The sequence below is a fragment of the Chitinophaga skermanii genome, assembly GCF_003259335.1.
GTDB lineage: Bacteria > Bacteroidota > Bacteroidia > Chitinophagales > Chitinophagaceae > Chitinophaga > Chitinophaga skermanii.
In genome coordinates this window covers 152250-167014 of sequence record NZ_QLLL01000001.1, presented here as the reverse complement: position 1 = coordinate 167014, position 14765 = coordinate 152250, and the positions used below count along the sequence as shown (strand labels likewise).

The following is a 14765-nucleotide window of genomic DNA, read 5'->3' as shown; positions in this document are numbered from 1 at the left end:
CGGTATGTGCAATATAAACGAGTATAAAAAAAGCCTGCTGGCTGGGTTTAAGGCTAAATGTACATTTTTTCCGATGAATGTTTCGCAACTAAATTACTGCTACTAGGGCATTTCTTTGTCCTTGACAGCTTTGCGCATGGCAAAGAAAATCGGTAACCCGATAAAGAACATACTCAAACCAATTAATGCGCCTACCCAATCCTGGATAAAGATGTTAACGGTTACTAGCAGGTAAACCGTCACAAATAATATAGTAGGGTAGGGATACAACTTCATTTTATAGATTTCGCCAGCAGGCAACTCCTTTTGTTTTCTTCTTAAAATGAAGAGAGAAGCGGCAGCAGAAGCCAATCCTATCGTATCGAAAAGCATCACATATTTCAGTATCTTATCGAAGGTACCCAGGAAAAACACGATGCCTATAATAAGCGCTACGAATACAGAAAGCGCTACTTGTTGTACTTGCGTTTTGTTGTTTACCTTCATAAAAACCCGCGGCAGTACACGATCTTCTGCCATGGCGTAATACATACGTGGGTTACTAATTAAGTTCACATTCGCATATCCTAACACCGACAGGAACAACAATATGCTTGTTATCTTAAACCCATAATCTCCGAAAAACGCTCCCACCATCCTAGCTGCTAATGCATCGGAAGTACGCAACTGTTCAAACCCAATTACTTTCACATAAGCATAGTTGATGGTGATATAGGCCGTTAATATTATAGCCATCCCGATGAAAATCCCACGGGGCATATTCCTCGACGGGTTGCGAACATCACTCCCAAAGTTGATCGTTTGTTGATATCCACCGTATGTGAAAAATACAGGCACGAGCGCCGCACCAAATACGTAAAACCAATTCTGCTCAATCGTATCACGCACTGCTGTTGTGGAAGGTGGTGCCACGTTATTCCCCCAAATTGCCATACACAACAAACCAATCATCGTAATCTTGATAACAGTTAAGAAGTTTTGCCAAGTAGCACTCATCCGTATCCCTAACATGTTAATACCGTATAATAGCAGAATGGCTAATATCCCAACAATTTTATGTCCTACCTCGTTTTGTAAACCCGGTGGCAACATTACCGGCCCAATGTACTCGGCTCCAATCATACACACAGCCGCTACAGAGGCCGCGTTGGAAATGAGCACCGTCCAGTTAATCATGAAAGCATAAGCGGGATGATAGCAATAGGATAATACTTTGTAAAACCCACCTGCCACTGGGAAACGCGCCCCAATCTCGGCATAACTTAAGGCCCCGCACAATGTAACAATACCACCCAATACCCAAATCGCATAGAACTGTGTAGGAGAAGATACTTCACGTGCGACGTTGATTGGTGTGCGGAATATGCCCATCCCTATCACCAAGCTCACAACAATCATTGTGAAATCGAATAACCCAAGTTTTGGTTTAATGCTCATGTTACAATATAATCACAAGTGTTCAAATTTTCTAGTGCCATGCACTTGAAGCTATAAGCCACAGCCTTGGCGAATGTAGCGGGTTGTAGTGAACAATTCATCAACACATTGTAGCCGAATTGTAAAACCAAGTGGGGGCCCATGTTGCCGAATCGTCAAATTAACGTAGGTTTGCTGCGCACTTGGTTGCAAGCAGCATCCCGCTGTACGCATTAATAGGGAACACCGGTCTAATTCCGGGGCTATCCCCGTAGCTGTAAGCCTGCCTTGTAAAAGGAAACGTTTCGGAGCTTCTTATACCACTGTTTCTACACAATAGAGACGGGAAGGTGAACCGGAACCAGGTAAGCCAGAAGACCTGCCAAAGGCCATTTTTCATAACGCTTTCGGGAGAAAAGCTAAATGATGTAATATCATTTCCTGTCGGCGCATTTATTTATTTCATCACCTGTAACGATGTACAAAAAATCTACATTATTCGGAGTGGCCCTATTATTAATAGGAACAACCACTTTCGCGCAACGCAAATCTGTCGGTTTCGACACCACCAACAACCAACTCAACACCGTTGTAGTAACGGCCACAAGATTCCCTAAAAAACTAGGAGAAACAGGTAAAGTAGTCACTGTAATTACGCAAGAAGATTTGCAACGCAACAATGGCAAAACGCTTACCCAAATTCTTAACAACCAAAGCGGCGTTATTGTGAATGGTGCCGAGAATGCTTTAGGTACTTTACAAGAGGTTTATACACGCGGCGCATCCAGTGGCAATACGTTGATTTTGCTCGATGGAATTCCGATGTACGATGCTTCTACCATTACCAACACTTTCGACCTTAACTTCATTAGCCTCGCCAATATCGAACGTATCGAAATTTTAAAAGGTTCGCAATCCACGCTTTACGGTTCAGATGCAACGGCGGGTGTTATTAACATCATCACTAAGAAAAACTACACGCAGCCAATAGGTGTAAATGGTAGCGCTTCTTACGGTAGTTATGGCACTTTCAATGGTAATGCTACTGTAAACGGAACGGTAAAGAAACTTTCTTACCAAGTAGGTTACAACTACCTAGGCTCCGAAGGTTTCTCTAGCGCTTATGATTCTACCGGTAAAGGTAATTTCGATAAAGATGGCTTTACCCGTAACCAAGTGTTTGCTAATATTGGTTATGCCATCAACCCACGTTGGCAGATCAATGCTTTCGCGAATTACGCTCGTTATAGCGCCGGCTTGGATGCAGGTGCTTTTTCCGATCAAACCGGTAACAAGGTAAACAACAATACCTTGTTAGCAGGTGTAAACAGCAAATACTCGTTCAAATCGGGTAGCTGGAATTTGATTTATAGTTATCAACAGAATAAGCGACATCAAATTAAAGACTCCGTTATAGCAAACGATTACTATTTCTATGCGGATTACATTTCCAATACGCACCAAATCGAAACCTATGTTAATCTTGATCTTACACAGAACATCCAGTTTATTGTAGGGGCCGATTACCGTACTTCTAACACAGACGAGCAATACCGCTCAGCTTTTCCTGTAAAAGGTATTAGCCCGGATAGTGCGCATATGAACCAGTTTAGTCATTACGCTTCGTTATTGCTACATAACTTGAACGGTTTTTCATTGGAAGTAGGTGGCAGGTTTAACTATCACAATGTGTATGGTAATAACCAAACTATTTCCTTCAATCCTTCTTACTTGATCAACGACAAGCACAAAGTGTTTATCAACATTTCCAGCGCGTACAAAACGCCTACTTTGTACCAGTTGTATTCCGAGTATGGCAACAAGGATTTAAAACCCGAAACCTCCCTCAATTACGAGTTTGGTTACCAAGCGGCAGTAGCGCAAAATGCTGTCAATTTCCGTGTAACGGGCTTTTATCGCCAAGTGGAAAACTGGATCGACTTCTATTCAGCTCCTTGGCCAGATCCAAGCTTTTACTACAATGCCGACAAACAAGAAATGTACGGTGCTGAAATCGAAGGTAGCTGGAACATTACCCGTGATTTGCGTTTAACAGCGAATTACACGTATGTAAAAGGCAAAACCATCGATCAAGATACCAGTTACAACAACTTGTACCGTAGGCCAGAGCATGCATTGAATGCAAGCTTGGGTTATCAAGCCACGAAGAAATTGTATGTAAGCTTACAATCGAAAGTAATAGGCAAACGTTGGGAAAAAATGTACCAAGCGCCATCTCAGCCTTTAGCAAGCTACTACACCTTGGATGCATATGCCGATTACCAAATCAACAAGCATTTGAAAGTGTATGCCGATTTCCGCAATTTCACGAACCAGCAATATTTCGACATCCGCGGGTATAACAGTCGCAAGGCTAACTTTACCGCGGGCGTATTATTCAATTTTTAAGATCGTGCGCAATAGCGTATATTTATCCCGTTTTTAATAACTGTTATCATGCAAAACAAAAAAATCAACCCACGTTTTGGCGTACTCTTACTGTTTATCTTGGCGGTAGGCATTATCAGGGTTTTCAATAGCGGACAACTCACGCCACTATCTAACTTCACACCAATTGGCGCCATGGCTTTATTTGGTGGTGCTTATTTCACTGATAAATGGAAAGCGTATTTCTTCCCGTTATTAACGTTGTTTTTGAGTGATGTAGTGATCAACCTCGCTATTTACAAAATGGACGGCGTATTATACAGTGGCTGGTATTATAACTACTTGGCGTTTGCCTTGATGGTATTAATCGGTCAAGCGATTCATAAAGTAACAATTTTCAAATTCATCCTGGGAGCTGTAGGCGCTGCGCTTATTCATTGGATTGTATCTGATTTCGGCGTTTGGATAGGTGGTGGTACAAACATTATTACCGGCCAACCTTTCACGAAAGATTTAAATGGCTACTTAGAATGTTTGGATCTTGCGATTCCTTTTATGCAAAGAATGTTAATGGGTAACTTGGTTTATGGCGGTTTGATGTTTGGTAGCTTCGAGCTATTGAAACAAAAATACCCGCAATTGGCCATTGCTCGCTAATGCATCATATTTAACAATATTTCCCGCTCATTCCGTTTGTTTACAGGCGCATGAGCGGGATTTTTTTTGAACTGAAAAACCTTCCCCGTATGATTTGCTCTTCTTTCTTACCTGCTGCCACGCAAATGATATACGATATGCAGCTCGGTCATCTCCTAAAAGGCGTTACCTTCGAATGCCCCCCGGTAGCGAAAGGCCAGCCCGCTGTAGTGCGTTGTGTGCTTGAAGGTCATCATTATAGCAGCACTGAAATTGATCGTATTTTCTCCGCTTCAAAAGCGCAAGGAAAAAGTTTGTATTATGTTGATGAGCCATTATTAGCAGGTATTTCGCCTGATGTGATCTTTACCCAAGATGTATGTGAAGTATGCCAAATCGATACCCGTTGTACACAACAAGCTATTGATGCGCTTCCAAAGCAACCACAACTTGTGGCGCTGAGTCCAAATAACTTGCAAGATGTATTTGAATGTGCCATTACGATTGCCAAAGCATTAGGTCATGAAGAAGCAGCCTACTTGCACCTTGCACAACTACAAACTCGCCTAGATTACATCTTAGACACTTTACGTGCCAACCGCGCGCCACTCCGTAGTGTAATGCTGATGGAATGGATGCAACCTGTATATAATTGCGGTCACTGGATACCCTACCAAGTTGCATATGCAGGTGGTGTAGATATGCTATCCAATCCTGCCGGCGATTCTATTGTAACGCCATGGGAGAAGATTTTGAAATATGATCCAGAAGTGTTGGTAATTGCACCTTGTGGTTTCTTGGTAGAAAGAAGTAAAGAAGAGTTGAACCTATTAACCAGCATGCCTGGTTGGAACGACTTAAAAGCCGTGAAGAACAAAGAAGTATACATTGCCGATTACGACTTATTCACACAACCTAGCGCCAGTACATTGGTAGATGGTATTGAAGTGTTGGCACATTTGTTCCACCCATCTATCTTCCAAACAAGCGATCGCTTAAAACCCAAGTACAGCGCATATTTCCAAGAAACCGTTCAAGTATAAATATGTTGCAATTAATTACCGGCGGCGCTCGTTCCGGCAAAAGCAGCTATGCACAACAAACGGCGCTTTCGCTCAGTGAAAATCCCGTGTATGTTGCTACTGCCAAGGTATGGGACGAAGATTTTGCACAACGCGTAGCACGCCATCAACAAGACCGTGACCATCGCTGGTCGAACTTCGAAACACCTATTCATGTTTCGGAATTACCCATCGCCAACCGCGTAGTGGTTATAGACTGTGTAACCTTATGGCTAACAAATATCTTTATCCAAGAGAACAATGATATAGATCGTAGTTTAACCATTTTTAAAATGGAGATCGATACCTTGGCGAAAATGCCAGGTACCTTCATTGTTGTTACAAACGAACTGGGTATGGGCGTACATGCAGAAACGGAGATAGGTCGCAAGTTTACCGATTTGCAAGGGTTTGCCAATCAATATGTAGCCCGCTTAGCCGAAAAAGTTGTACTTATGGTATCGGGTATCCCTGTTACGATCAAACAATAAACCACCATTAACAATGAAAACATTTCATATCGAGGCACCTAGTAAACAATTAGACGCCGCGCTAACAGAAAAAATAAACTTAAAAACCAAGCCTCTCGGCGCATTAGGTGTGCTTGAGCAAATTGCTTTTCAAGTTGGTAAAATCCAACAAACGCTCTCCCCACAGTTAAACAACCCAACGATTATTGTATTTGCAGGCGATCATGGAATTGCGGAAGAAGGCGTAGTAAACCCATACCCACAAGCAGTTACAGCGCAAATGGTATACAACTTTGTGCAAGGAGGTGCCGCTATCAATGCTTTTAGCCAACTTAATAATATTAAACTTGAAGTAGTAGATGCAGGTGTAGCACACGATTTCGATCCTTCATTGCCCATTATACACACCAAAATTGCATACGGAACAGCCAATTACCGTTTGCAAAAAGCAATGACCGACGCACAGCGCGACATAGCTATTAAAGCAGGTGCCATTATTGTGAAATCCGCCTTCGAACAAGGTAGCAACATGATTGGGTTTGGCGAAATGGGTATTGGTAATACTTCCGCTGCTGCCTTATTAATGAGCTATTTCACGCAAGCACCTATCGAAGACTGCACAGGTGCCGGCACTAGTCATAACAACGATTTATTACAACGTAAAATCGAAGTATTAAAATCAGTTCAAGCTTTCCATGCGAACATAACTTCCCCACTTGATGCACTGGCAACCTTTGGTGGTTTTGAAATTGCGATGATGGTAGGCGCTATTTTACAAGCTGCAGAACTGAAAATGGTTATCGTGATTGATGGTTTCATTGTGAGTACTGCCTTATTAACCGCTTTAGCATTGTATCCTGCAGTAATAGAATATTGTGTATTCGCTCATACCTCGCACGAAAACGGTCACCAAGCATTATTGCGTAACCTTGCAGTAAAACCTTTGTTACAGCTCGACCTACGCTTAGGAGAAGGTACTGGAGCTGCTTTAGCAATGCCTTTAATACAAGCCGCGGTAGCATTTTTAAATAATATGAGCAGCTTTGCAGAAGCGAAGGTTTCAAACATCGAATCATGAAAAAAGAATGGCATTATTTCCTAACAGCCGTGATGTTTTATACACGTATTCGTGTGCCTAAGAACATTGGTCATAGTGAAGATATGTTAAACAAAGCCACCCGCTATTTTCCCCTTATAGGCTGGGTAATAGGCGGCATTGTTGCCGGTAGTTTATACCTCACCTCGCTCATTTTACCTTTCGAGGTAGCTGTTATATTAGCCTTGGTGGCTGGTATTTGGGCAACTGGTGCTTTTCATGAAGACGGGTTCGCCGATATGTGTGATGGCTTTGGCGGTGGCTGGACGAAAGAACGAATCTTGGACATCATGAAAGATAGTCGTATTGGCACCTACGGTATGTTGGGCCTGGTACTGGTTATGCTGATTAAATTTTACTGCCTTAGTAGCATGACATTATATACGGCTATTACGGCTATACTTGTGGCACACCCCTTAAGTAGATGGATTGCATTGAATGTGGTGTACAACTTGCACTATGTACGCGAAAACGAAGACAGTAAAGCAAAGCCCATAGCGAAAGGAATGGAAACATTGGATTTCATTTTCGCTACCTTAACAGCCATCTTCCCATTAGCAGCATTCATTATTACACAATATTTGCCATGGCAGTATTTGTTGATGTTTATCCCGCTAATACTGGTATATGCATACTTTGTAAAACTGATGAAGCGTTGGATTGGAGGCTATACAGGTGATTGCCTTGGTGCATTACAACAAGCCGCTGAAACCACGATTTACATTTTTATTTGTGCGGTATGGAAATTTATCTAATTAGGCATACTACGCCTCGTGTACCTACAGGTACATGTTACGGCGTTACTGATCTTGATGTGGCCGATAGCTTCTTGGAAGAATCGGCCATGATTAAAAAGCTATTGCCCAACCAACTGTTTAAAATTTATACAAGCCCGTTACAACGCTGTGCAAAATTGGCGACGCATATATTCGACCAGCCGCTTATTACCGATAAACGTTTGGTAGAACTAGATTTCGGGGAATGGGAAATGCGTGCTTGGGATGATATTTCACCACAAGAAATGGAGCCTTGGATGCAAGATTGGGTAACCCAATCGCCACCAGGTGGCGAAAGCTACCAAGCATTGTACAACCGCACTGTGGACATATTCCAAGAGGTGATGTCGAGGAATGAAGATGCCATAATTATTGCACATGGCGGTGTTATTCGAGCTATTATAGCATATGTACAGCAAATTCCATTAAAAGATTCTTTCCAAATGAAGTTACCGTACGGTGGAATTATTCGTTTGCAATTTGAACGCGGGAAGGTGGATATACTGCCGATATTCCCAAAAGAATAAGCCACGTAAAAAATAAAATCCACATTGCCTGCATACCTAAACGTAGCAATCAACCTTTCGAATATGAGCCAAATGCTACCAATAACGTGTATATCGATAAAACTGCGAGGGCGACTGCGCTAATTTCCTCCGAAGTATGCTTTTACCCGAAATTCCCCTTCCCATATAAACAAATCGTTAACTAAGGCTAAACTTATTGTTGCTTTTTATAAACTTTTGGTGAATTTAGCTGTCGCAAATAGCCTAATTAAAGTGCTTATTTATACAAAAGCCTTTGACGAGCCTTTGACTTCCCTTTGACGACCCTTTGAAAAGCCTTTGAAATGCCTTTGACTTGCCTTTAAAAGACTTTAACCTGCCTTTGAAAGACTTATACTTCCCTTTGAAAGTCTTTAACTTACCTTCGGCGCAAGTCGATGCATTATACTTTCTCACTTAATAAGCTATCTTTACATATATTATTTATCCCTTATGATCCCAGTTAAAAATGTCCTAACTATGGCCACATGCTTACTCATGTGTGCCCTGCATGTATTCGCAACAGAACCCGGGGAGAAAAATGTAAGCATCCGCGAGAAAACAGAACGCTACGAGTTTACATTCAATAGAAACAACGAGGTAAATGTGCTGCAAACGGATGTGACACAATATTTGTGTACACAGTTCAGAACCACTATCGGCTACGCCGACTTTTACAATGAGAAATCCACCATCAACGATGTACGTGTTCGACTGGATGGTAAAAAATTCAATGTAAAACCTATTCACAAGTATTATGCGGTTGACGAGTACTTCTATTCCGATCAAAAGATCTGCTACTTCGAATTGCCTTTGGAAAAGAAAGGTGCCGAAGCCTCGGTTGAATTGGAGAAAACCATTCTTGATCCACGCTATTTAACCGCTATCTACTTTGACGAACCCTATTTCACCATGCGAAAAGAAATTACGTTCGTTATTCCAGATTGGATGCATGTGGATATTAAGGAGATGAACTTTGATAAATCGCCCTTAAAAATTCTTAAAACCACCAGCCGCGACGAGCGCTCTAAAACCCGTACTATTACCTATACTGTGCGTAATTGGGAAGCCCGGGATGCTGAGAATGCTGCCCCTGGTCCTTCGTACATATTACCACACCTATTGGTAATGTCGCATTATGCAGATGCAAAAAATGGGAAAACAACGTTTTTCCAAACAACTGCCGATTTATATAGTTGGTACCGCTCGCTTGTTCAAACAATTGGGAATGACCCTACTTCGATTGCTGCTACGGCAAAATCGATTACAAAGAATGCTACTACTGATGTAGACAAAGTGAAAGCTGTGTTTAATTACGTACAGGATAACATTCGATATATTGCTTTTGAAGATGGTATTGCTGGATTTCGCCCGGCTAAAGCGCAAGATGTACTATCGAAAAAATACGGTGATTGTAAAGGCATGGCTAACCTCACGAAAGAGTTATTGGTTTCGTTGGGCATAGATGCGCGCTTGTGTTGGATTGGTACCAATCATATCGCATATGATTATTCTTTGCCTTCCCTGTCTGTAGATAACCATATGATCTGCGCCGTGCAACTAAATAAGAAGCGTTACTTCCTAGATGCAACAGAATCGTACATTGGTTTTGACCAATATGCTGAACGCATCCAAGGCCGGCAAGTAATGATCGAAGATGGCGACAAGTATATCTTGGAAAAAGTACCGTTACGCGATTATAAACAAAACGTAACATCAGAAAAACGTGTATTGAAAATTGAAGGTACAGACTTGGTAGGCTCTAATGAAATTCTGTACACAGGCGAGTCTATGGAGTTCTTGCTAACAGCTGTTCACAACATTAAGAAAAATAAACTCGACGAAGCCATTTTAACATATTTGAAAGAAGATGATAAAAGATGTGATATACAAAACCTTGTTACATCAGATCTCAGCAATTGGAACACCGATTTAAGCTTCAAATATAACGTTCGCCATAAAGAAGCCATTACTGCTTTTGATAAAGATATGTACTTGGAAATTGACTTTAGAAAAGAATATGAAGGATTGGAAATTGATACCACCAAGCGTAAAAGCGACTACCTATTTCCTTATAAAAGTCACACCCTCCACGAAACTGTACTGATATTACCTAAAGGCTACAAAGCCACGGATCTTCCGAAAGATGTGATGATTGATAGGCCCACATATGCCATCAAAGTGGGGTATAAGCGTCAGAATGACCAGGTTATTTATCAAAAAGAAATCATCTTAAAAAATACACGTTTACCCAAAAGCGAAATGTCGCAATGGAATAAAGACGTGAAAGCATTGACTGAGCTATACCGCAACCAAATCACTTTATCCAAATCATAACAACCTACTATATGAACTATATTAAACAGGCTGTCGTTTACCTGGTATTACTATTACCATTGGCTGCCTTTGCGCAATCATCGAAAGAAGAACGTAAATACAACGAGCTAGCAGCCGATATCAGGAAAGAGATTTTCGGTTGGAAGGAAGCATATTACACCGATTATAAAGTACCGGCGAAATATGAAAAAGAATCTGCTGTCATACTTTCAAGAACAGAGATTATTTCAGGCGACAAGAGGGGTAGGAGTGTATGTAATATGACGAACATTCTTCGTCAAATCATCAAAATCAACGACAAAGCTGCATTAGAAACGTATTCTCAATTAAGCTATACCCAGTTTATTGATCAAACCCGTGGTCGCAAATTGCGCAATAGCATTATAGGGGCCCGGGTAATTAAACCTAACGGGGAAGTGAAAGACGTTAATATTGACGAAGCTGTATTAACCGATCAAGGTAACCGTAACAAGAAGAAGAAATTAGCCATTCCAGATTTACAAGTGGGCGACGTATTAGATTATTTCGTGTGGTACCAAGATGAAACGATGACGCCAGGCGGTACGCCAATTTACGACTACTACATATTTGCCAGCGACAACCCTATTCTTAACTACCGTATTCAAATCAATATCGACCGTTATTTCGCTATTTATTACAAACTAGCCAATAATGCACCCGATTTCGTACAAAGCGAGAAAAACGGGATAAAGTCGCTCGATTTGCTCGTAAAAGATATCCCGAAAGCGCCGCTTGATCTATGGATGTCGAAAATGCGCCAGTTGCCCATGATCCGGATGACCATTGCGGTGCCTACCAGTGGCTGGAACTTCGGCCGCGAGGTATTACGTCCTGGCGATATTGTAAAAGACAAATCGCAACAAAAGATCAAAGATGCAGCCATAGCTAGCCTTCGTAGTTCACAATATCCAATTTCGATGTATCCATTGTATAAAGAGATTTACAAGGAATTGAAAGAATATATTGAACGTAACAGGAAAGCCACAGAAGAAGACATTGCGGAATACGCATATTACTTATTGCGTTTTAGGTTGCTTTACCATGCCGACCCGGCAGAACCTATTAGTGTAGGAGCTAACAGGAATGGCTATTCATTTAAAAACACCTTTTTCTTAGAATATTTGAACGGGTTATTGAAGAAAGTAGATATAGAAACAGCCTTCTTAATTGTGTTATCGAAATATGGCCCTGATTCCACGAACCTATACAATGCCAGCGATTACGATGTATTGCTGGCTACCACGGGCGAGAAACCTGTATATTTTAGTAATACAGGCATGTTTACGACCGCTGGTGCTATACCACCAGAATTTGAAGGACAGGAAGCAGAAGCCTTTGGCGTATCAAAAAAGATTGATGTACCGGATACTTACCATCTTCCTTTCTCTACGTTCAACGACAATCTGAAATCGGAGAAATACGAAGTATCAATTGACTCTAGCTTCTCGCTCATCAACTTACAAAGAGAAACCTCTTGTAGCGGGGCCTTTAGAGAAGATGCACAAAAGGAATTGATGTTGTACGAGGATTATTATGATGATGAAAGGAAATGGTTAAAATCGAGCAAAAGTCTTCTTAGCAGCTACTCCGATACGCGGGCTAACTCAACTATTTATAGTGAATATAAAACAGCCTTTGCACAAGCGAGGAAAGACCGGGAGGAAGTTGTAAAAAGCAGTATAGAATCTGAATATTCGCGGGAACCGAAAAATGTGCAGCCATTGAAGATTGTAAAAAGCGGGATGCACCCGGCGAAGGAGCCTGCCTTTGTGTATACCACGGCGTATTCTTTGGATGGTTTATTGAAGCGAGCCGGCAACAATTACATCTTCGATGCGGGTAAACTGATTGGTGGCCAAGTGGAGATTAAGGAAGACTTTAGAACCCGTAAAGCCGATATTTACCAGCCATTCGCCCGTTCCTTTGAATACTATTTCAACATTAACATCCCAGCGGGATACAAAGTAGAGGGTATCGATAAACTGAACTATAATATCGATAATGCTAGCGCAGCATTTGTGACCACTGCAAAAATCGATGGTAACAAGCTGGTATTAACCGTAAAGAAAACTTACAAAAATGCGTTTGATACGGCCGACAAATGGGGGCTTTACCTACCGGTATTGGATGCGGCCAATGCCTATTTGAATCAAAAAATTTTGCTGAAAAAGGCTTCATGATGTGCCTTTGCGGTCGGTAACAATAATTTTATATAAAAATTAGCGCCGGTAAAAAAAATAAAAATTACCTTTGCATCAAGCAATTTAAAAAAGACAACAATATTCATGTTACGCAATTGTAAATATATTATGATGGCATCGGCGCAGTTTAAGAAACAGGCGGCGGGCATGCGGGCATGTTATAAAGTAAGTTAACAAGCAAAAGTTATCTAAAACGATATAACGAAAAGGTCCCGCTTAATAAAATAGGCGGGACCTTTTTCATTTTCGTAGGTAATGAATATGACAACAACAATTATCTCTAAACCAGTAACGTTACCGGCGTTTTTAATAAAACGTGGTAACGAGCCGAAGTGCATGTACAAGTGTATATGCAGCCGGGCGAGGTGTGTTTTGTAAACGATACGTTTTAACATAAATACAACCCGTTTCGGCGCTAAGCTGGAACGGGTTTTGCTTTTAATGGAGTCGTTTAAAAATTGACAATGCAAAAAACAACATCACAATAAACTGGTTATGCTTAATTAAGTATTGCCCCAAAACCGAATACTATGAGAAACGTAGTACAAATCGTAAAAGAAGCCTTGGTGGCTAATTTCAAAGAGATCGATCGTTATTTCGACAAAGACGTGGTGATGCTTCATTACAAACCTTCACGCGAACATTGGAACATGCGTGAAGTGTTGGAGCATGTGAGCTTAACAAATTACTTCTTGTTACTTGTGATTAACAAGGCCACTCGCCGCGCGCTCGACAAAAAAGTAGACGGTTTAAATTTGATGCCCCCAGCCGGTTACCACGAAAAATTTACCGCCATTGATGTGATCGGTAGTAAGTCGTTCGGATGGATTAACCCACAGCACCTAGAACCTAACGGGGAGAAAGACATGCACGAAGTGCGGAATCTCCTGAAACAACAATTTGCACAATGCATGTATAATTTATCACTTTTAAAAAATGGAGAGGGTAGGCTTGTACAAACAATGATGAGTGTGAATAACCTGGGAAGATTAGATATCTATCAATATATCTACTTCCTTACTAAACACATCGAACGTCATATTAGGCAAATGCAAAAACTTGAAAAACAGTTCGAAACACGCGCTGTGCTTATATAACATTTCTTTATCACATCAAATAAAAAAAATATTTTTAACAAAATTTTGTGTTTTAGAAATTTTATCTATCTTTGCATCATCAAATTAATAAACAGTAAAAACGAAAACAAAATGCAACCGCAAGTATTACATATGATCCTGATTGACGCGAGAGAACGCGGCGGAAAGGACATATGGACATATAATACCGGTGATTTGTTTTCATGGTAAATAGATAAATAGAATCTCTTTATATAAACAAGCCCGGTCGAATGATCTGGGCTTTTTTTATGCAATGAATCATACGATCGAGCAAACATATTACTGGGTTAGTAATCTCGCTGGCACGCAAAAGGCGGCCGGCGTGCAACTCGTAGGCTTTCGTAAGAGTCGATATACAACTACATTAAGTAAGGATTTGTAAACGTTATGCAATGACACGTTTCTTGAACCCGGCCCTTGATGTACGAAGAGCCGGGTTTTTTGTTGACCCATATTTGACCCCAAAAACGGCCATCATGGCCAAAAATAACCGGGGAGAAAGGGAAAGGTAATATTACCATTTAACCTACTATATGCCCTGTTGCAAAAGGCAGCAGCACCTTTCTCCCCATAATTAAAATAAAATGACAAACTATTTATCCATACATCGTATTATTGCCCATAGGGGCCTTTGCTAAGATTGTTTAGCACGTCACATTGTGGTGACCCCAATTATTACTGAGTATTTATATTATTAAAA

Annotated in this window: 10 protein-coding genes, 2 pseudogenes and 1 riboswitch; of the genes and pseudogenes, 10 read left to right on the top strand and 2 right to left on the bottom strand. The window is 41.1% G+C overall.

The features are described 5' to 3' along the window. Positions 1-102: 102 nt before the first annotated feature. Positions 103-1437: an APC family permease gene (locus LX64_RS00730; RefSeq protein WP_111595691.1), complete on the bottom strand. Its 1335-nt coding sequence runs from the start codon at positions 1435-1437 to the stop codon at positions 103-105. 166 nt (positions 1438-1603) lie between these two features. After that, a riboswitch (cobalamin riboswitch) is annotated at positions 1604-1817 on the top strand. A 76-nt stretch (positions 1818-1893) separates the two neighbouring features. Here LX64_RS00730 and LX64_RS00725 point away from each other — a divergent pair. From LX64_RS00725 to cobC, 7 genes and pseudogenes are all read left to right on the top strand, one after another. After that, positions 1894-3825: a TonB-dependent receptor plug domain-containing protein gene (locus LX64_RS00725; protein ID WP_111595690.1), complete on the top strand. Its 1932-nt coding sequence runs from the start codon at positions 1894-1896 to the stop codon at positions 3823-3825. A gap of 48 nt (positions 3826-3873) precedes the next feature. Beyond that, positions 3874-4461: a DUF6580 family putative transport protein gene (locus LX64_RS00720; RefSeq protein WP_111595689.1), complete on the top strand. Its 588-nt coding sequence runs from the start codon at positions 3874-3876 to the stop codon at positions 4459-4461. Between the two features lie 89 nt (positions 4462-4550). Beyond that, the gene (locus tag LX64_RS00715) at positions 4551-5483 is read left to right on the top strand and encodes an ABC transporter substrate-binding protein (protein ID WP_111596311.1); all 933 of its coding nucleotides are present in this window, start codon (positions 4551-4553) and stop codon (positions 5481-5483) included. A 2-nt stretch (positions 5484-5485) separates the two neighbouring features. Continuing rightward, the gene (cobU, locus tag LX64_RS00710; protein ID WP_111595688.1) at positions 5486-5992 is read left to right on the top strand and encodes a bifunctional adenosylcobinamide kinase/adenosylcobinamide-phosphate guanylyltransferase; all 507 of its coding nucleotides are present in this window, start codon (positions 5486-5488) and stop codon (positions 5990-5992) included. A 13-nt stretch (positions 5993-6005) separates the two neighbouring features. Beyond that, positions 6006-7049: a nicotinate-nucleotide--dimethylbenzimidazole phosphoribosyltransferase gene (gene cobT / locus LX64_RS00705; RefSeq protein WP_111595687.1), complete on the top strand. Its 1044-nt coding sequence runs from the start codon at positions 6006-6008 to the stop codon at positions 7047-7049. Beyond that, positions 7046-7822 carry an adenosylcobinamide-GDP ribazoletransferase gene (locus tag LX64_RS00700; protein WP_111595686.1) on the top strand — a complete coding sequence of 259 codons (777 nt, stop codon included), beginning with the start codon at positions 7046-7048 and terminating at the stop codon, positions 7820-7822. The genes cobT and LX64_RS00700 overlap by 4 nt, the downstream gene beginning before the upstream one ends. Continuing rightward, positions 7807-8286 (top strand): annotated as a pseudogene (gene cobC, locus LX64_RS00695) (alpha-ribazole phosphatase); the annotation flags it as partial. The gene LX64_RS00700 and the pseudogene cobC, both read left to right, overlap by 16 nt. A gap of 20 nt (positions 8287-8306) precedes the next feature. On the opposite strand, the pseudogene LX64_RS26395 reads toward cobC, so the two are convergent. Further along, positions 8307-8393 (bottom strand): annotated as a pseudogene (locus LX64_RS26395) (hypothetical protein); the annotation flags it as partial. Positions 8394-8868: 475 nt separating this feature from the next. On the opposite strand from LX64_RS26395, the gene LX64_RS00690 reads away from it, so the two are divergent. The 3 genes from LX64_RS00690 (at position 8869) to LX64_RS00670 (ending at position 14044) form a co-directional block, all read left to right on the top strand. After that, complete coding sequence (locus LX64_RS00690; protein WP_158538487.1) at positions 8869-10725, top strand: transglutaminase-like domain-containing protein; 1857 nt, start codon at positions 8869-8871, stop codon at positions 10723-10725. 11 nt (positions 10726-10736) lie between these two features. After that, a complete protein-coding gene (locus LX64_RS00685; protein ID WP_111595683.1) occupies positions 10737-12926 on the top strand; it encodes a DUF3857 domain-containing protein in 2190 nt (729 codons plus the stop codon). A 551-nt stretch (positions 12927-13477) separates the two neighbouring features. Continuing rightward, positions 13478-14044 carry a DinB family protein gene (locus LX64_RS00670; protein WP_111595680.1) on the top strand — a complete coding sequence of 189 codons (567 nt, stop codon included), beginning with the start codon at positions 13478-13480 and terminating at the stop codon, positions 14042-14044. The last annotated feature ends 721 nt before the right edge of the window (positions 14045-14765 follow it).

Coding starts and splice junctions, on each gene's coding strand:
- LX64_RS00690 (WP_158538487.1), top strand. CDS start 8,869: ATGGCCACATGCTTACTCATGTGTGCCCTGCATGTATTCGCAACAGAA.
- cobT (WP_111595687.1), top strand. CDS start 6,006: ATGAAAACATTTCATATCGAGGCACCTAGTAAACAATTAGACGCCGCG.
- LX64_RS00715 (WP_111596311.1), top strand. CDS start 4,551: ATGATTTGCTCTTCTTTCTTACCTGCTGCCACGCAAATGATATACGAT.
- LX64_RS00725 (WP_111595690.1), top strand. CDS start 1,894: ATGTACAAAAAATCTACATTATTCGGAGTGGCCCTATTATTAATAGGA.
- LX64_RS00730 (WP_111595691.1), bottom strand. CDS start 1,437: ATGAGCATTAAACCAAAACTTGGGTTATTCGATTTCACAATGATTGTT.
- cobU (WP_111595688.1), top strand. CDS start 5,486: ATGTTGCAATTAATTACCGGCGGCGCTCGTTCCGGCAAAAGCAGCTAT.
- LX64_RS00670 (WP_111595680.1), top strand. CDS start 13,478: ATGAGAAACGTAGTACAAATCGTAAAAGAAGCCTTGGTGGCTAATTTC.
- LX64_RS00720 (WP_111595689.1), top strand. CDS start 3,874: ATGCAAAACAAAAAAATCAACCCACGTTTTGGCGTACTCTTACTGTTT.
- LX64_RS00700 (WP_111595686.1), top strand. CDS start 7,046: ATGAAAAAAGAATGGCATTATTTCCTAACAGCCGTGATGTTTTATACA.
- LX64_RS00685 (WP_111595683.1), top strand. CDS start 10,737: ATGAACTATATTAAACAGGCTGTCGTTTACCTGGTATTACTATTACCA.